Annotated in this window: 15 protein-coding genes; 7 read left to right on the top strand and 8 right to left on the bottom strand. The window is 56.1% G+C overall.

Going from position 1 to position 18,466, the window contains the following annotated elements; genetic code table 11:
• Positions 1 to 270 precede the first annotated feature (270 nt).
• Positions 271 to 672, bottom strand: a complete 402-nt coding sequence (locus tag WFN75_RS05520) for a RidA family protein (protein ID WP_336995739.1) — start codon at positions 670 to 672, stop codon at positions 271 to 273.
• 145 nt (positions 673 to 817) lie between these two features.
• Here WFN75_RS05520 and WFN75_RS05515 point away from each other — a divergent pair, with 145 nt between their 5' ends.
• Entirely contained in the window at positions 818 to 1,423 is a 606-nt protein-coding gene (locus tag WFN75_RS05515) for a TetR/AcrR family transcriptional regulator (RefSeq protein WP_207293655.1), read from the top strand.
• Between the two features lie 85 nt (positions 1,424 to 1,508).
• Here the strand turns inward: WFN75_RS05515 and WFN75_RS05510 are convergent, their stop codons facing one another.
• A complete protein-coding gene (locus tag WFN75_RS05510) occupies positions 1,509 to 2,402 on the bottom strand; it encodes a DMT family transporter (RefSeq protein ID WP_336995738.1) in 894 nt (297 codons plus the stop codon).
• Positions 2,403 to 2,508: 106 nt separating this feature from the next.
• Between WFN75_RS05510 and WFN75_RS05505 the strand changes: the two genes are divergently transcribed.
• Entirely contained in the window at positions 2,509 to 3,843 is a 1,335-nt protein-coding gene (locus WFN75_RS05505; protein WP_336995737.1) for an aminotransferase-like domain-containing protein, read from the top strand.
• A 30-nt stretch (positions 3,844 to 3,873) separates the two neighbouring features.
• Here WFN75_RS05505 and WFN75_RS05500 read toward each other — a convergent pair whose 3' ends face one another.
• The gene (locus tag WFN75_RS05500; RefSeq protein ID WP_212478009.1) at positions 3,874 to 4,476 is read right to left on the bottom strand and encodes a TetR/AcrR family transcriptional regulator; all 603 of its coding nucleotides are present in this window, start codon (positions 4,474 to 4,476) and stop codon (positions 3,874 to 3,876) included.
• 135 nt (positions 4,477 to 4,611) lie between these two features.
• Between WFN75_RS05500 and WFN75_RS05495 the strand changes: the two genes are divergently transcribed.
• The 3 genes from WFN75_RS05495 (at position 4,612) to tus (ending at position 7,920) form a co-directional block, all read left to right on the top strand.
• Positions 4,612 to 5,493: an oxidoreductase gene (locus tag WFN75_RS05495; protein ID WP_336995736.1), complete on the top strand. Its 882-nt coding sequence runs from the start codon at positions 4,612 to 4,614 to the stop codon at positions 5,491 to 5,493.
• 122 nt (positions 5,494 to 5,615) lie between these two features.
• The gene (gene rstB / locus WFN75_RS05490) at positions 5,616 to 6,917 is read left to right on the top strand and encodes a two-component system sensor histidine kinase RstB (RefSeq protein WP_336995735.1); all 1,302 of its coding nucleotides are present in this window, start codon (positions 5,616 to 5,618) and stop codon (positions 6,915 to 6,917) included.
• Between the two features lie 73 nt (positions 6,918 to 6,990).
• Complete coding sequence (gene tus, locus WFN75_RS05485) at positions 6,991 to 7,920, top strand: DNA replication terminus site-binding protein (protein ID WP_207293651.1); 930 nt, start codon at positions 6,991 to 6,993, stop codon at positions 7,918 to 7,920.
• Here tus and fumC read toward each other — a convergent pair whose 3' ends face one another.
• Both fumC and fumA read right to left on the bottom strand, forming a co-directional pair.
• Positions 7,921 to 9,315 carry a class II fumarate hydratase gene (fumC, locus tag WFN75_RS05480; protein WP_040075874.1) on the bottom strand — a complete coding sequence of 465 codons (1,395 nt, stop codon included), beginning with the start codon at positions 9,313 to 9,315 and terminating at the stop codon, positions 7,921 to 7,923.
• Between the two features lie 136 nt (positions 9,316 to 9,451).
• Positions 9,452 to 11,098 (bottom strand): class I fumarate hydratase FumA, encoded by a 1,647-nt coding sequence (gene fumA, locus WFN75_RS05475; RefSeq protein ID WP_040075875.1) that lies wholly within the window; start codon positions 11,096 to 11,098, stop codon positions 9,452 to 9,454.
• Positions 11,099 to 11,296: 198 nt separating this feature from the next.
• Here fumA and manA point away from each other — a divergent pair, with 198 nt between their 5' ends.
• Together manA and WFN75_RS05465 are read left to right on the top strand one after the other, a co-directional pair.
• Positions 11,297 to 12,469, top strand: coding sequence for a mannose-6-phosphate isomerase (gene manA, locus WFN75_RS05470; protein WP_263616262.1), 1,173 nt, complete (start codon positions 11,297 to 11,299; stop codon positions 12,467 to 12,469).
• Positions 12,470 to 12,569: 100 nt separating this feature from the next.
• Positions 12,570 to 14,105, top strand: coding sequence for a YdgA family protein (locus tag WFN75_RS05465; RefSeq protein ID WP_233804400.1), 1,536 nt, complete (start codon positions 12,570 to 12,572; stop codon positions 14,103 to 14,105).
• A gap of 51 nt (positions 14,106 to 14,156) precedes the next feature.
• On the opposite strand, the gene WFN75_RS05460 is transcribed toward WFN75_RS05465, so the two are convergent.
• From WFN75_RS05460 to WFN75_RS05450, 3 genes are all read right to left on the bottom strand, one after another.
• Positions 14,157 to 15,332, bottom strand: a complete 1,176-nt coding sequence (locus WFN75_RS05460; RefSeq protein ID WP_263616261.1) for a YncE family protein — start codon at positions 15,330 to 15,332, stop codon at positions 14,157 to 14,159.
• A gap of 34 nt (positions 15,333 to 15,366) precedes the next feature.
• On the bottom strand, positions 15,367 to 17,586 hold the full coding sequence (locus WFN75_RS05455; RefSeq protein WP_336995734.1) for a TonB-dependent receptor domain-containing protein: 2,220 nt from the start codon (positions 17,584 to 17,586) through the stop codon (positions 15,367 to 15,369).
• Between the two features lie 184 nt (positions 17,587 to 17,770).
• On the bottom strand, positions 17,771 to 18,427 hold the full coding sequence (locus WFN75_RS05450) for an energy transducer TonB family protein (RefSeq protein WP_336995733.1): 657 nt from the start codon (positions 18,425 to 18,427) through the stop codon (positions 17,771 to 17,773).
• Positions 18,428 to 18,466: the final 39 nt, after the last annotated feature.

Below are 18,466 nucleotides of genomic sequence, written 5' to 3'. Positions count from 1 at the left end.
TAAGCAAGTACACAGATTCCATATCGCATTGAGTGCAAACGCATTTATCAGAGTAGCGCATCTTTATACGGCAGGGAAGAGAAGGCTCTTACGCCGATAAGCCTGACATTAATCCTGGTTGTGCTATCCAGAGGTGTTTTATCGCCAGGGAATCGCCCACAGAGCAGCGCTAAAGCGGATCGTTAACCTTTATTTCAGAGAATAAACGTTTTGGCCTGCTTCGCTAGCGAGTCTCACAACCGACCCGCCAGCGTGGATAAAGAGTCAGCGTTATTGCGTAGCGCCAGGGATACGGGCAATAACCTTAATTTCAAAATCAAACCCAGCAAGCCAGGTTACGCCAACTGCGGTCCAGTTTGGATAAGGGGGCTGCTGAAATATTGCGTTTTTAACCTGCATAATGACAGGAAACTGGTTTTCTGGATCGGTATGAAAGGTCGTGACATCAATAAGATCATCAAAAGTGCAGCCTGCCGCCGAAAGCGTCGCTTCCAGGTTATCGAAGGCTAACTGTACCTGGGCGGCAAAATCCGGTTCGGGTGTGCCATCATCGCGACTTCCGACCTGGCCTGAAACAAAAAGCAAATCGCCTGAACGAATTGCCGCAGAATAACCGTGCGCATCATAAAGCGCATGGCGGTTTGGGGGAAAAACAGGTTCGCGTTGGATCACAGGGATTCCTCTTTTTGTTCCAGGGTAGAATTCGATAAGCAAGAGAGCTGCAGTTGGTTTAACATACGCTATGTATGTTAAATAGATATCACATACGCGATGTATGTCAAGTGAGATACACAGCGTATGTCAAAAGGAGAGTGCTATGGCTGCGAAACGCCGCGTCGAGATGATGGAAGAAAACCGCGCAAAAATGATTGCCGCAGCGCGTAAGGCATTTGCTGAAAAGGGCTTTGCCGAGGTTTCAATGGATGAGTTGACCGCAAGCGTAGGTCTCACCCGCGGGGCGCTCTACCACACCTTTGGCGATAAAAAAGGGTTACTCGCCGCGGTTGTTGCGCAGGTGGATGGTGAAATGGCGCAACGTGCGAAAGCGGCCGCCGTGACGGCCCGCGACGACTGGGAGAGGATACTGGCAGAAGGCATTGCCTACATAAAAATGGCCCTGGATCCTGAAGTCAGGCGCATCGTGCTGCTTGATGGCCCGGCTTTTTTGGGCGATCCCTCCCAATGGCCAAGCCAGAATAGCTGTCTGGAAGCCACCCGGCAGACTGTTTCTGAGCTAATCGAGCGCAACATTCTCAAAGAGGTAGACGCGAAAGCCGCTGCTCACCTGTTGAACAGCGCTGCGCTGAATGCGGCACTTTTGATCGCCGCCAGCGATGCTCCGCAACAGACGCTGCCAAAAGTGATTGAGGTATTTACCCTACTTGCAGGCGGCTTACGTAATACAGGAAACGAAACCGCCTGACCGTTGTGTAGGGCTTCAAAGGCGGACGCAGAGTGCATACAGCGCCACCCGTGTTCGGTTATAGCCGATACCCGGAAGCCCGCCCTCATACCTGAGCAAACCTGCGGGAACCGATCACACAGAGGATCACCCCCAGCGTAACCAACAGCATAAGTGGGCTGACTGTTTCAGAGAGCAGTGTTGCCGAGAGGCCCAGGCCGAAGAAGGGCTGCAGCAACTGGAGCTGTCCTACCGCGGCAATGCCGCCAGCCGCCAGTCCCCGGTACCAGAAAATAAAACCGATCAGCATACTGAACAGGGAGACATACCCCAGCGCGGCCCACCCTTGCAGGCTTATCACCGCCATGTTTTCTGGCCTTGTCGCAAAAGTAGCGAGCAGCATCAGCGGCAGGGAGAGGATCAACGCCCAGCAGATCACCTGCAAGCCTCCCAGTTCACGTGAGAGCACTGCGCCTTCAGCATAGCCAAGACCGCAGACAACCACGGCGGCCAGCATTAGCAGATCGCCCGTAAACGAGACGGTGGATCCCTGCGACAGCGCGAAACCCATCACCAGCAGGCTGCCAATCGCAGAAAATAGCCAGAAAGCCAGCCGGGGCCTCTCCCCCCCTCGGACAACGCCAAACGTAGCGGTCGCCATTGGCAACAGCCCCAAAAATACAATGGAGTGAGCGGAGGTCACATGCTGCAGCGCCATGGCAGTCAGCAAAGGAAAACCCACCACCACGCCCAGGGCGACAATAATCAGCGACAGGCATTGTTGAGCCCTGGGGCGTTGTTGTCGGCAAAACAAGACCAATGCTAACGCCAGCCCACCGGCAAGGGAGGCGCGCAGAAATGTCAGAAAAAAGGGATCGATTTCCTGAACCGCTATCCGGGTTGCGGGGAGCGAACCACTGAAAATAACCACTCCAATCAGGCCGCTTAGCCAGCCAGATCTTCCCCCTGGGCGCGTTTCACTGACTTCGTTTGTTACCACTTTAGACCTCTCAAAGTTAGGACACTACTTCAGCGACTGAAGTTGACTCCCGCCATGCTAAGGCCCACCATTTATGACAATCAAATAATCGTCATGGATACAATCTATGAAAGCGCGGTATAAAGCTATCGTGGATGCGTTTGCCTCCGCCATCCGCAGCGGCACGCTTGCCCCGGGCACACGTCTTCCTACCCACCGGGCACTTGCTGCTGAGAAACATATTTCGCTGGCCACCGCTACACGCGTTTACGCTGAACTGGAAGCCATGGGTCTGGTGAGTGGAGAAACCGGCAGAGGAACGTTCGTCAGAGAAATTTCCCTGCCCGCAGGGTTGGGCGTTGACCAGTACGCGGTAGCCTCGGATATTCTGGACCTCAACTTCAACTACCCCTCTCTGCCGGATCAGGCGGAACGGTTACGCGAAGCCATGCGGCAACTGGCCACCTCAGGCGATCTGGCTTCCCTGCTGCGTTATCAGCCGCACGCCGGAAGACAAAACGACAGGGAAACCATTGCCTCATGGCTTAGTTCGGCCGGTATTCAGCGTTCTGCAGATGACGTTCTGATCGTGAATGGTGCGCAGCATGGTCTGGCGGTTACGGTGATGGGGTTACTGAATCCGGGGGATGTGGTGGCTGTTGATGCGCTGATCTATCCCGGTTTTATCGCGCTGGCCCGTCTGTATCATCTGGAGCTTGTCGCCATCCCTGTTGAAGCTACCGGCCCCGATCTTAACGCGCTCAGGGAGCTGTGCCAGCGCAGACGCATTCGCGCGATATATACGATGCCCACGCTACATAATCCGCTTGGCTGGGTCCTGAACGACGCCCAACGACGCGAACTCGCGCTGATCGCCAGAACCTACAATCTGCTCATCATTGAAGATGCAGCCTATGCTTTTCTTGTTAGGCGCCCCCTGCCCCCGCTTGCCGCCTACGCGCCCGAACGGACGGTTTACGTAACTGGATTCGCGAAAAACGTGGCGACCGGCTTACGCGTCGGCGTCGTCGTTTGCCCTGTGATGATGCGGGGTGCGCTGGAACGGGCTATCAGAGCCACGACATGGAATACCCCTTCCCTGATGGTCTCCATCGTTTGCGGCTGGATTAAAGATGGCACGATTAAACGCTTCGAATCACTCAAAAGACGGGATGCACGTCAACGCCAGGCGCTGGCCCGAAAAATACTCTCTGACTACGCCTGCGTAAGCCATCCCAACGCTTACTTTCTCTGGTTACCGCTTCCGCAGGAGGTTCGGGCCGACCGGCTGGTCCAGCAGTTAGCGCAGCAACAGATTTCGGTCTCAACGGCAGAACCATTCTGCACCTCAACGCATGTGCCGCACGCCATTCGCCTCGCCCTTGGTTCAGTCAGCATGCCGCAGCTAAAGGACGCCCTGACTGCAGTGAACGCGGCCATTGCCTGGGAGACCGATCGTTAAGCGAACCCTGGAATGACCGGCGCCCGGGGCTTAATCGCCAAACAGTTCAGACTGCAAAGAAAGAATATTCGCCCTGAGGTAGTCGCCAAGCGGCTTTTGGCACGCTTCGCACAGCCAGTCATCGACTGCGAGGCGCATCGCGCCTGTGGCTGCCATGGCCGCCATTTTTAGCGCCGGCGCGCCTTGTGGCGCAGGCCAGAGCGCGCAAAGTGCGGCATAAGCGGCCTCTTCCATTCTGAGAAACTTCATTTGATTACCCATGCGCAGTTGTTCGTTCGACTGCGTCAGTCGGGCAATCAGTGCGGCAATATTCGGATCCATGCTGATGGTCATGGCCAGCAGCGCTTCACTGACCACGCCGAACGGCGTCGTGCTGTTGCCACGGCTGACTATTTCTGCATACAAAGATTCGGGCAGGCCGTTCTGCCATGCGAGGATAATCTCTTCTTTGGAGCTGAAATAGTGGAAAAAGGTGCGCCGGGCAATACCCGCTGCACTGGCAATATCATCCAGCGTTGTGCCCTCAAACCCCTTCTGCGCAAACAGAGTTAAGCCCTTTTCGGTGAGCTTTCGATGCGTTTCCCGTCGCTTTCTTTCACGGGTACCTTCCGCTTTTTTTAATCCGTCCGACACGTTACTTTCCCGTCACCATTGAAATATTGCACTCAGTGCAATATATTTATTTGCACCCGGTGCAATATTAGCCCGGCAAACCCGGCCTCTACAAGCGCTCAACTGGCCTTCTTTCTCCCATTCCAGGATAATTTCATGACCAATCACATGCCTAAAACGTACACCCCCGCCGGCACCCGGCTTAATCTGGGCCGGATGGGTTATGGCACCATGCAGTTACCCGGCCCGCATGTATGGGGTCCCCCACGTGATAAAGAGGCGGCCCTTTCGGTACTGCGCGAGGCTGTTGCGCTCGGTGTAAATCATCTGGATACGGCGCAGTTTTATGGCCCCGATGTTTCCAATCAACTGATACGCGAAGCGCTCTGGCCCTATCCTGAAAACCTGACGCTGGTCACCAAGGTGGGCTACGTGCGCGGCGCTGACGCCTCATGGCAGCCTGAGATCAGCCCGGACGGACTTGAACGCGCCGTGCATGAAAACCTGGAGACGCTGGGCCTGAAGGCGCTGGATGTGGTGAACCTGAGGCTTGGCGGGGTAAACGGGCCCGAAGCGGGATCGCTTGCAGCCCCTCTGGAGGCGCTGGTCAGGCTGCAGGAGCAGGGTCTCATCCGCCATCTGGGATTGAGCAACATCACGCCTGCCCAGTTCGCCGAGGCTAAAGCCATCACGGACATTGTTTGTGTACAGAATCAATACAATATTGTCAGCCGAAACGATGACGCATTTATCGACTCACTTGCGGGGCTGGGCGTTGCTTACGTCCCCTTCTTCCCGTTAGGCGGCTTCACACCGCTACAGTCGTCGCTGCTCAATCAGATTGCCGATGAGGCGGGCGCCACGCCGAAGCAGATAGCCCTTGCGTGGCTACTTCAGCGCTCGCCGAATATTCTGCTTATCCCCGGCACCTCTTCGGTGGCGCATCTGCGGGAAAATCTGGCGGCAGCGGAGGTGTTGCTCTCACCGGAGCAGATGAACCGGCTCAACACGCTTAGCGCCAGTGGCGGCCACGGTTAGCCTGACGAACAAGGTAACTGAAGCAGCCCGGTTCAGAAGCAGTACAATTAGCGATACACTAGCGCCTTCATACGACTCTGCTGCAACACGGCAAGGTTAAATCGTTGTTTTGGTGGTGATCCGTGAAAAAACTGTTTGTGCAGTTTTATCTCCTGCTGTTCGTCTGCTTTCTGGTGATGACTATCCTGGTCGGGCTGGTCTATAAATTTACCGCCGAGCGTGCGGGCCGACAGTCGCTGGATGATTTAATGAAAAGCTCGCTCTACCTGATGCGCAGCGAGCTGCGCGAGATCCCGCCGCGCGACTGGGCGCAGACGTTGAAAGAGTTGGATCTGAACCTCTCCTTCGATTTGCGCATCGAGCCGCTGAACCATTACCGGCTGGATGCTGCTACCGCTCAGCGCCTTCGCGACGGTGATATCGTGGCGCTGGATGATGAATACACCTTCATCCAGCGCATCCCCCGCAGCCATTACGTGCTGGCAGTCGGCCCTGTTCCCTATCTCTATTTCTTACATCAGATGCGGCTGCTGGATATTGGCCTGCTGGCTTTTATCGCCATCTCTCTCGCCTTTCCGGTGTTTATCTGGATGCGCCCTCACTGGCAAGAGATGCTGCGGCTGGAGGCCGCCGCCCAGCGTTTTGGTGAGGGGCACCTGACCGAACGCATCCATTTTGACAGCGCCTCCAGCTTCGAACGGCTCGGCGTCGCTTTCAACCAGATGGCGGACAATATCAATGCCCTGATTGCCAGCAAAAAACAGCTTATCGATGGGATTGCCCATGAGCTGCGTACGCCGCTGGTACGCCTGCGTTATCGCCTGGAGATGAGCGAAAACCTCACCGCCGGGGAGTCGCAGGCGCTGAACCGGGATATCGGACAGCTTGAGGCACTGATTGAGGAGCTTCTGACTTACGCCCGCCTCGATCGCCCGCAAAATGAGCTGCAGCTCAGCACCCCGGACCTCCCGGCCTGGATCCGCAGCTATGTGGACGACGTCCAGAGCGTCACCCCCACGCGCACGCTGGTCCTGAGCCAGATGACCACCGGGGAGTACGGTGCGCTGGATATGCGCCTGATGGAGCGCGTGCTGGATAATCTGGTGAATAACGCGCTGCGTTACAGCAACCAGACGTTGCACATCGCGCTGGGACTGACGGGGAGCCGGGCAAGCCTGACGGTGGAAGACGATGGCCCCGGCATCGCTCCGGAATCACGCCAGCGGGTCTTCGAGCCCTTTGTCCGTCTTGACCCAAGCCGCGACCGTGCTACCGGCGGGTGCGGCCTGGGGCTGGCGATTGTTCACTCAATCGCGCAGGCCATGGGCGGCGACGTACAGTGCGATGAGAGCACGCTGGGCGGCGCCCGTTTTTGCTTTAGCTGGCCGGTTTACCACGCCATTACCCTCCACGTCCCTGCCTGACCCCACGCGCACGCTGGCCTGACCCGGCGTGCTGTGCTATACATTAAGTATGTTGTAACTAATGAGAGTGACTATGGCGACTTACGATCTTATCGAGCGGCTTAACGGCACCTTCCGGGAGATGGAGCAGGCTCTGGCCGCACTAACCGAAGATCTTCAGCAGTGCCGCCTGCTGGCCGCCCGGGTGTTTTCCCTGCCGGAGGTGGTGAAAGGGGCCGAACAGGATCCGCTGAATACAATTCAGGTAAAACAACATCTGGGGCAAGAGGCGCTATCGATGGCCTTGCAGCACTACCGGCACCTGTTTATTCAGCAGCAATCCGAACGGCGCAGCAGCAAAGCCGCCGTAAGGCTGCCAGGGGTGATCTGCCTGCAGTTAGAGAGCAAACGGCGGGAAACGGTTGAAAACCGCATTACGCAGATTAATGAGCTGAAAGCGGCGTTCGAGAAGATCGTCGTTGAGGAGTCGGGCCTCGCCCCCGCCGCCCGCTTTGAATGGGTGCACCGCCACCTGCCCGGCTTGATCACGCTTAATGCCTACCGTACCCTCACGGTGCTGCGCCACCCGGCTACGCTGCGCTTCGGCTGGGCGAATAAACACATCATTAAGAATTTCACCCGCAACGAGGTGCTGGAGATGCTGGAAAAGAGCATTAAAGCACCCCGCACCGTCGCCCCCTGGTCACGGGAGCAGTGGCTGGAGCGTCTGGAGGCGGAATACACGGCCATCGCCGCATTGCCGACCGATGCGCGGCTGAAAATAAAACGTCCGGTGAAGGTGCAGCCTATCGCCCGCGTCTGGTATGCCGGGCAGCAGAAGCAGGTACAGTACGCCTGCCCCACGCCGTTGATTGCGCTGTACGATGCGGATCAGGGGGCGGTGATGCCGGATATCGGGGAACTGCTCAATTACGATGCTGAAAATATTCAGCATCGCTATAAGCCCGAGGCGCAGCCGCTGCATCTGATTATTCCGCGGCTGCACCTCTATGTGGCGACCTGATTATTTCATGCTGCCGACCATCTCTTCCGGACGGACCCAGCTGTCGAACTCGGCTTCGCTAAGATAGCCCAGCGCCAGGGCTGCTCCCTTCAGGGTCAGCCCCTCTTTATGGGCTTTTTTGGCGATTTCTGCCGCTTTATCGTAGCCGATATGGGTATTGAGCGCGGTCACCAGCATGAGAGACTCATTCAGCAGCTGGCTGATGCGTTCCCGGTTCGGTTCAATGCCCACCGCACAATGTTCGTTGAAGCTCTCCATTCCGTCCGCCAGCAGGCGCACCGACTGCAGGAAGTTATGGATCACCATGGGACGATAGACGTTCAGCTCAAAGTTACCGGATGCCCCCCCCATATTGACCGCCACGTCGTTGCCCATCACCTGACAGCAGAGCATAGTCATGGCTTCGCACTGGGTAGGGTTGACCTTACCCGGCATGATGGAGCTGCCCGGTTCGTTCTCTGGAATGCTGATTTCGCCGATGCCGCAGCGCGGGCCCGAGGCGAGCCAGCGGACATCGTTGGCAATTTTCATCAGCGAGGCGGCCAGCCCTTTCAGGGCGCCGTGAGCGTGAACCAGCGCATCGCAGGTGCCCAGCGCTTCGAATTTGTTTGGTGCGGTTACAAACGGCTGGCCGGTGATGGCCGCCAGCTCTTCAGCCACCCGCACGGCATATTCCGGATGGGTGTTCAGACCGGTGCCTACCGCCGTGCCGCCGAGCGCCAGCTCCGCCAGGTGCGGCAGGCTGTGTTCGATATGGCGCAGGTTGTGCTCCAGCATCGCCACCCAGCCTGAGATCTCCTGACCCAGCGTCAGTGGGGTGGCATCCTGCAGGTGAGTACGACCAATCTTGACGATATCGCTGAACGCCTGGGATTTCGCCGCCAGCGTTTGCTTTAACACATTCAGTTGCGGGATAAGTTGCTCACGCAGAGCGATCACCGCCGCCACGTGCATCGCCGTCGGGAAGACGTCGTTAGAGCTCTGGCTTTTGTTGACGTCATCGTTCGGGTGAACCTTGCGCTCCATCCCACGCACACCGCCCAGCAGTTCGCTCGCCCGGTTAGCCAGCACTTCGTTCATATTCATGTTGCTTTGGGTGCCAGACCCGGTTTGCCAGATGGCGAGGGGAAACTCGTCGGGATGTTGACCTGCCAGCACTTCATCGGCGGCACTGATAATGGCAGTGGATTTCTCGGCCACCAGCAGGCCAAGATCCTGGTTTACTTTCGCCGCGGCGCGTTTGGTCAGCGCCAGGGCCTGAATCAGCGAGACGGGCATCTTTTCAGTCGAGATGCGGAAGTGCTCCAGCGAGCGCTGCGTTTGCGCGCCCCAGAGCTTATCCGCCGGGACGTCGATGGCGCCCATGGAATCTTTCTCACTGCGTAACGTTGTCATTACTTTCTCCTTGATAAACAAATGGGATTGCTCACGTGCTTAAGGAATAAGTATTGATGGCTTCAAAGAAAAGGCATGGCGCTTTGTGCGCTCTTATTAAGGCCGGGTAGCCCTGGGCTACCCGGCAGGAACATCTTTATTTCACGCAGGCCGCACACTGAGAGGACTGGATCTGTTTGAAGAAGTCGTTGCCTTTGTCATCCACCAGGATAAACGCCGGGAAATCTTCTACTTCAATTTTCCAGATAGCTTCCATCCCCAGCTCAGGATATTCAACGCACTCCAGGCTCTTAATACTGCCCTGCGCCAGCACCGCTGCCGGGCCGCCAATGCTCCCCAGATAGAAACCGCCGTGCTTATGGCACGCATCGGTCACCTGTTGGCTACGGTTACCCTTCGCCAGCATGATCATACTGCCGCCGTTGGCCTGTAGCTGATCGACGTAAGAGTCCATACGCCCTGCGGTGGTCGGCCCCAGGGAGCCAGACGCATAGCCCTCCGGCGTTTTGGCCGGGCCGGCGTAATAGATCGGGTGATCTTTAATGTACTGCGGCAGACCTTCACCGTTATCCAGACGCTCTTTCAGCTTCGCGTGGGCGATATCGCGCCCCACGATAATGGTGCCGTTAAGCGACAGACGGGTAGAGACCGGGTACTGAGAGAGCTGCGCCAGGATGTCACTCATCGGGCGGTTCAGATCTACACGCACCGCTTCACCCTCTCCCGCTCTACGAAGCTCGGCCGGAATGTATTTACCTGGATTGTTCTCCAGCTTCTCGATCCAGATGCCGTCGCGGTTGATCTTAGCTTTAATGTTACGGTCCGCAGAGCACGACACGCCCATCCCCACCGGGCAAGAAGCCCCGTGGCGCGGCAGGCGAATCACGCGAATATCGTGCGCAAAGTATTTGCCGCCAAACTGTGCCCCCAGGCCCAGATTCTGCGCTTCCGTCAGCAGCTCTTGCTCCAGCTGGATATCGCGGAAAGCCTGACCGTGTTCGTTACCTTCCGTTGGCAGCCCATCGTAATATTTTGTGGAGGCCAGCTTAACGGTTTTCAGGGTGCTCTCGGCGGAGGTACCGCCAATCACAAAGGCGATGTGATACGGCGGACAGGCCGCGGTGCCCAGGGTACGCATCTTCTCCACCAGATAGTTTTTCAACTTACCGGGGCTTAGCAGCGCTTTGGTTTCCTGGTAGAGATAGGTTTTGTTCGCGGAGCCGCCGCCCTTGGCGATACAGAGGAATTTATACTCGTCGCCATCCACGCTGTAGAGGTCGATCTGCGCGGGCAGATTCGTGCCGGTGTTGACCTCTTTATACATATCCAGCGCCGCGTTTTGCGAGTAGCGCAGGTTGTCTTCGATATAGGTGTTATACACGCCGCGAGCCAGCGCGGCTTCGTCACCGCCGCCGGTCCAGACACGCTGACCTTTTTTCCCGGAGATGATCGCGGTGCCGGTATCCTGGCAGGTAGGCAGAATGCCCTTTGCGGCGATATCGGAGTTACGCAGGAACTGCAAGGCTACATACTTATCATTTTCGCTGGCCTGCGGGTCGCTGAGGATATCCGCTACCTGCTGCTGGTGCGCCGGGCGCAGCATAAAGGACGCATCGTGGAAGGCCTGCTGCGCCAGCAGCGTCAGGGCCTGCGGATCCACTTTCAGGATCTCCTGGCCTTCAAATTCAGTGACGGAAACGTGGTCGCGGGTTAACAGGTAATACTCGGTTTGATCCTTCGCAAGAGGGAAAGGATCTTGATAATGAAAGGGTTTGTTCGACATTGTGCTCTCACTTACGACATTGCAGATTATGGTTCGGGCAATTTTCCGTTGCCCTCTATAAAAGCGAGTTAGCTTATCCTACACAATTTTTTAACAAAAACTGAGACTAGTACGACTTTTTGCGCCCGTAGGTTACTTCCGGGCGGTTTATTGCTTTAATACGGGCAGTTAATTCTACTTATGAAACAGGGCTTGATAATGCAAAAACTCATCAACTCAGTGCAGAACTATGCCTGGGGAAGTAAAACTGCGTTAACGGAACTCTACGGTATCGCCAACCCAGACCAGCAGCCCATGGCCGAGCTGTGGATGGGTGCCCACCCGAAGAGCAGCTCAAAGATTGACGTTCACGGCGAAGTGAAATCCTTGCGTGACGTGATTGACGGTGACAAAACCGCCTGGCTTGGCGACGCCGTTAACCAACGTTTTGGCGAACTGCCCTTCCTGTTTAAAGTGCTCTGCGCCGCACAGCCTCTTTCCATTCAGGTGCATCCGAATAAACAGGCGTCTGAAATCGGCTTTGCCAAAGAGAACGCGGCCGGTATTCCAATTGATGCCGCCGAGCGTAATTACAAAGACCCGAACCATAAGCCGGAGCTGGTCTTTGCCCTTACCCCCTTCCTGGCGATGAATGCGTTTCGCGAGTTTTCGGAAATCGTCTCGTTGCTGCAACCGGTCGCCGGGGCCCATACCGCTATCGCCCACTTCCTGGAAAATCCCAATGCCAAAGGGCTAAGCCAGCTGTTCGCCAGTCTGCTGAACATGCAGGGCGAGGAGAAAGCCCATGCGCTGGCCGTGCTGGCCGCGGCGCTGAACAGCCAGCAGGGCGAGCCGTGGGAGACCATCCGTCTGATTGCGCAGTTCTATCCGGACGACAGCGGCCTCTTCTCTCCGCTGCTGCTGAACGTGGTGAAGCTGAATCCAGGGGAAGCGATGTTCCTCTTTGCCGAGACGCCGCACGCGTATCTGCAGGGTGTCGCGCTGGAGGTGATGGCCAACTCCGATAACGTGCTGCGCGCAGGCCTGACGCCGAAGTACATCGATATTCCGGAGCTGGTGGCCAACGTCAAGTTCGAGGCTAAACCGGCGGCAGAGCTGTTAACCCAGCCGGTGAAAAACGGTGCGGAACTGGACTTCCCTATCCCGGTTGATGATTTTGCCTTTGCTCTGCACGACCTGAGCCACAACGAAACGGCGATTGCCCAGCAAAGCGCGGCAATTCTCTTCTGCGTTGAAGGAGAAGCGGTACTCAGCCAGGGCGAGCAGCGTCTGGTGCTCAAACCTGGCGAATCGGCCATTATCAGCGCCAGTGAGCCGCCGGTCAGCGTCAGCGGCGTGGGTCGACTGGCCCGGGTTTTCAATAAGCTATAGTCACTTACTGAATTTTTTAACAACTCTTGCTAAGCTAGTGAGAGCCTTTTCCATCACCAGGCGGTATTTACCGCCTGGTTTCATTTTAGGGATAATCAGAATGAAAAAATCGGTCGTAGCGGTTGGCGTTATTGTTGCATTAGGCGTGATCTGGACGGGTGCGTCCTGGTACACCGGAAAACAGCTGGAAAGCCGTCTGGCCGAGATGGTGGCGCAGGCGAACAGCGAAATTAAGCGCACCGCCCCGGAAGCCGGGCTGGCGCTGAGTTATCAGGATTATCAGCGCGGGCTGTTCAGCAGCAAAATGCAGTTGGTGGTTAAGCCAGTTGCAGGCAGCCAGGAGAGCTGGCTGAAGCCTGGCCAGAGCGTGGTGCTGGATGAGGTGGTCGATCATGGTCCCTTCCCTGCGGCGCAGCTAAAACATTTTAACCTCATCCCCTCAATGGCGTCGGTGAAAACCACGCTGGTGAACAACGAAGCGACAAAGCCGCTGTTTGATCTGGCGAAGAACCAGTCCCCGTTTGAGGTCAATACGCGCATCAGTTACGGCGGTGACACCTCCTCTGACATCGACCTGAAGGCGCTGAACTATGAACAAGGCGACGAAAAAGTGGCCTTTAGCGGCGGTCACTTCAAGCTGGATGCCGATCGCGAGGGCAACGTCTTCTCGCTGACCGGTGACGCCGCCAGCGGGCTGGTGAATGCGGTTAACGAATATGGCCAGAAGGTTCAGTTGACCTTCAACAACCTGAAAACCGATGGCAACAGCCGACTTACCTCCTTTGACGAACGCATCGGCGATCAGAAACTGACCCTGGATAAGCTGGCCATCGCCGTGGAAGGGAAAGAGATGGCGGTGCTGGAGGGTATGGATCTGGACGGCAAGTCCGAGGTCTCTAAAGATGGCAAGAGCATCGATAGCCAGCTGGATTACACCCTGAAGAGCCTGAAAGTGCAGAATCAGGATCTGGGCAGCGGCAAGCTGGCCCTCAAAATTGGCAATATTGACGGCCAGGCATGGCACCAGTTTAGCCAGCAGTATCGCGCCCAGAGCCAGGCGGCGCTGGCGGACAAAGCGCTGATGGAGAGCAACCCGGCGCTGTACCAGCAGAAAGTGATGGACGCATTCTATGGCAACCTGCCGCTGCTGCTGAAAGGCGAACCGGTGATCACCATTGCGCCGCTGAGCTGGAAAAACAGTAAAGGCGAAACGAACTTCAACCTGTCGCTGTTCCTGAAAGATCCGGCCACCGCGACCGGCGAAGCCCAGACCCTGACCCAGGAAGTGGATCGCAGCGTGAAATCGCTCGAGAGCAAACTGACGGTGCCGGTGGATATGGCGACCGAGCTGATGACCCAGATTGCGAAGCTGGAAGGGTATAAGGACGAGGATGCTGGCAAGCTGGCGAATCAACAGGTGAAAGGCGTTGCGGCGATGGGCCAGATGTTCCGCATCACTACCCTGCAAGATAACGTGATTGGCGCCAGCCTGCAGTACGCTAACGGCCAGGTCACCCTGAACGGACAGAAGATGTCGCTGGAAGAGTTTATCGGTATGTTCGGTATGCCAACGCTGGGTCTGCCGACACCGGCAGCACCTGCTGCTCCTGCGGCGCCTGCTGTTCCTCAGCAGTAAGCCTGAACCTGAAAAGCCCCGCCAGTGCGGGGCTTTTTTTTATATCTGGCTTCAGGATTTATTCAAATCGATACGCAAAATGCGCTCTTTTGCCCCTTTCACAAACACGTCCGGATCCCAGTCGCGGTTAAAGCCCTCTTTGATGCCGACAAAGAGCGTATCCATATCCGCTGAGAGCGCCATCTGGTTCGGGTAGACCGGTACCACAAATTCTCTGGTCACCTTATAGTTTTTCGCATCGATAACGCTAAGGGTACCGCTGGTAAAATTCGTGACGTAAAGCTCGTTATACTTCGGGTTGTATTTTACCGCATTGGCGCCCGCCCCGGTGTGCACGAAGCCGAGCTGTTTTCCATCGCGCAGATCGAAAATATAAAGGCCGTCATCGGGGCCGCTGCGATCTTCATGGTTAAAGACCACCACGAACGCGCGCTGCGAAGCCGAATCCACGGCCAGATTCTGCAGGCTGCTGATCTGCGGCTTAACATTTTTCAGGGCGATGGTGCGTTGTACCTTCTGCGTCTTCGCATCGATCTCATTGATATAATCCCGGCCGCCCACGTAGATTTTCTGTGTCTTATCATCCAGCGTCAGGCCATAGGCGGTGCCGCTATAGGCCCCCTCAACTTCACCCTTCAGCGCCAGGGTTGCCCCATCCAGCATCAACAATTTATGCACCGGCTGCATCCCTTCCCCGCTTTTCAGCATATTGCTGTAACTGACGAAAAGCGTGTCAGAGGCCGGGCTGTAAACCATATGACGCAGATGTTCGAAGCGCGCATCGGCCGCGTTGGCGAGATTGAAACTCAGCTTGTCGCTGGTTTTAAGCAGTTTACCCGTTTCGCTGTCCAGCAGGCTGATACGCAGCGAAGCCGACTGGGTATGGCCCACATAAAGCCGATGCCGCGTCGGGGCGAGCGCCAGAGAGAAGGCGCGGTATGGCATCTCAAGACGCTGCTCTACCGCCAGCGTTTCCGGGTTAAAGGTATAGAGAAAGCCCTTATTGGCCGCCCGGTTCATGCGGTCTGTCACCGCGACGAAAAGATGGTGGCCGCTGTTGTCGTAGGCCAGCTCGTAAAGACCTTCGTTGGCATCCTCAAGATAGTTCGTCGAGAGCGCAAAGCGAGTCAGTTCGCGCGCGGGTGGATCGATGGCCAGCGCCAGGGTGGGGATGAGCGTGGCCAGACAGAGCCCGGCAAGTTGTAGTGATAAACGAGAACGGTTCATAAATTTTCCTGATCAGTGTACAAAAAGTTGATGCTCAGAACTGAATTTCGCCGCCGAAGACGTAAGTCCGCCCGCGCGCGGTGGTGTTCACGCTGGCGCCCTCCTGGGCGTAATCGAGACTCTGGTTCATGCGATTGAGGGCTTCGGCGTAATCGCGGTTCGTCACGTTCTGTACGCTAAAGCGCAGCAGGACGTTGTCGGTCATCTGCCAACTGCTATAGAGGTCGATCACCGTCGGGATATTGGGCATCTTCTCTTTAGGAACGCTGTTGGTGTCGGAGCTTATCCCTTCAGTGCTCAGGCGTTTGGATTTACCGGTAAATTTCACCAGGCTGCCAAGGGTGACTTTTTGATCGAACAGACGCCCGCCAATATCCAGCGTGGCGTAGCTCTCGGGAAGATCGCTCATATCGCTGTAGGCGAAGGTGTAAATGGTGCTGGCAATAGAAGTGGGCTGGTCGGTCTGCTGTTTGCTCCACGAGAGGTTGGCATAAGCGAAGCCCACATCGTAGCCCGCCTCGATCTCATACCCTTTGGTGGTGACAGGTGACGTGGTGTTGACGTAGACGTTCGCGTTGAAGCCATCAAATGAGTTCTCAAAGTCATGACAGAGCTGGCCGCTGTAGCAGAGCATAAAGAATTCACTGTTGATGTAATCTTTTATCCGGGTGTGATAAGCCAGCGCCTTCAGGTGGAAACTGTCCTGCTCCAGCAGCAAGCCTTTCTTATTCACGTTAAAACCAGCCTCCCAGGTCTCGGCTTTCTCGGGCTTGAGGAAGGGGTTCATCGAGGCGCCGCCCTCGTTAGCGAAGAAGACCTCCTGCACGTTTGGCGCGCGTGACGAGTGACTCCAGCTCACGAAAGGTTGCAGCCACGGGGTGACCTGCGCAGAGAGGGTGGCCGACGGGTTAAAGGCCGTGTCATCCAGCCGGAGCGTGGTGGCCCCCTGTGGGAAACATTTCTCGTTATCGGCACAGGCGGGTTTATGCCCCTCGACCTGGCTGCGGGTATAATTCAGGTTGAGATCAAGCTGGTAGATATCTTTATTCAGCGTCAGTCCCGTATAGAGGGCGGAAATCTTCTGTTTTCCTGCCGGGGCAAAGGCGTTGCGATCGGTTTCCGTACTCTGCACAAAACGGCGACTGTAACGCGTATCCATCACCTTGCCGCCTACCTGAAATTCGGCATACAGATCCTCTGCCAGGGTAAACCGGCTGGTGTTATTCAGATCGACAGCATTGGATTTATTGGTGGTGGACGAGTGGTTAAAATTATAGAGCGACTCGGGCTTATAAGATTGATTCCCGCGGCTGGTGCTGACCAGCAGATTAAAATCGATCAGCTCATTCAGCGGTGTATAGTTATAACGCACCGCATAATCGTCGCTGGTAATATCCCTGCGGGTAAAGGTATTACTGTAATTTCTGCCGGAGAGTTCGATTTTATTAAATTCATCCGGATTAAAATTCAGTTTATAGATTTCTGAATGCGGCTCCTGGCGCAGGTATTTATTATCTTCGCCGATAAAATCTTTACTGCTGCGCCCCCCGCCGTTTTTATAGGTGGCATAGGTCCGCGTGCCGCTAATGCCGACCATTGCCCCGAGTCCGCCACCGTTGGCAAAGGGATCCGTTTTCCCGGCAACCGCCACCATGCCGGTGCGCCCCAGGCCATTATCTCCGACCTTAAAGCGTGAAAGCACCCCGGTCTGTCGCCCCGCCATCAGCACATCATCAACGCCCAGGGTACGCATATTGGCGCTTCCGGCCAGAGCGTTAACTCCCTGAGAACCGGCGCTATTTCCACGTGTGACATCGACCTCGGCCAGGAAGTTAGGATCGAGCGGCACGCCTGCCGCGGTGTTGGCGCCGCCGTGATAGTTCGCCGGAGCCATCCCAAAGAAGGTCTGGGTAACGCCATCCACCATCGTATTGACGCGACCCAGTCCGTTCATCCCGCGGATATTTACGCTCACCGTTCCCTGTAAAGGATCGATTTGGGTATAGGTCCCCGCCATGCTGCGAAGCGAAGCATCCAGACTCTGCAAATTTTTATTCAGCGTCCTTGAGCTGTAAGCGCCCGGCCGGGTATAGCTCTCGACAGAAGAGCCAACCTGTTGTTTCTCCTCCAGCGGATTATCGGTAATGGTTAGCGGTGAAAAGACCGATTCCCCCTCCCGTTCCGCCGCAAAGGCATGACCGTGCACAATAAGCAGCCCGGTCAGCAGCCCCTTAACCATGTGTGACTTTTCCATAATCAATTCCTGATATTTTTATTTTCAAGGAAAAATGAGCAGCCGCGCCCCTCCTTCTTATTTCGAAGGATGACAGCGCATTGCTCAGAGCAAAAAAATCCGCAGAGCGCGTGTTAGTTAATTAGCGCCCCTGCATGTAATGAAATCGACTTCGCGAAAATGAATTACGTGGATCTGTTTTTTATTAGATATTTGTTAAACCAAATTCCACCGGCAATGTGACTATTTGCATGCCGCTTTTGACAATCTCCTTTGGCGGCGGTGGGAGCGGGCTCGCCTTCTCCAGCGCCATGAGTGCCGCTCTGTCCAGTGACAGCGTGCCGGACGAGGAGACCAACTGTGAGCTCAGCACATCGCCCCGCTCATTGACGCGAAACATAATCACCGCCGTACCGGAGCGTTTACGCCGACGAGCATCTTGTGGGTAGTTGCGCATTTTGTTGATCTTGCCTTTAACCAGCGATTCCCAGCCGATTTTACGCTGGCTGATATGCGCCGAATCGGTATCCAGCGGGGCGGCGGTACGCTGCGTCTGCACCGTCTGAACTGGCGGGGCGGCCAGACTGGTCATGCTTGCGTTGCCCTTCTCCTCTTTTTGCTCTCGCTGGGCTTTTTTCTTTATTTCCCTCTTTTTTTTACTTTCGGGATTCGGTCTGGCGGCGGCCAGTTTCACATCAGCGTCGTCCCGTTCAGGCAGCGCTGGCGCTTCCTTTTGCCGCGTGGTCTCCTGTTCACTCATTGCCTCCAGGCTACGCTGCTGACTAATACCGGGCGGTGAATCGGGATGGATCAGCGAAACCTCAAACTCTGTAGAGTGTTCCATCATTACGGCGGCAGGCATCGGCGCGTCATGCTCCCGCGTGAAGTGAAGAAGAAAAGG

The sequence above is a fragment of the Leclercia sp. UBA7405 genome (assembly GCF_037152215.1).
GTDB classification, from domain to species: domain Bacteria; phylum Pseudomonadota; class Gammaproteobacteria; order Enterobacterales; family Enterobacteriaceae; genus Enterobacter; species Enterobacter pneumoniae.
This window is presented reverse-complemented; position numbering and strand designations above follow the sequence as displayed.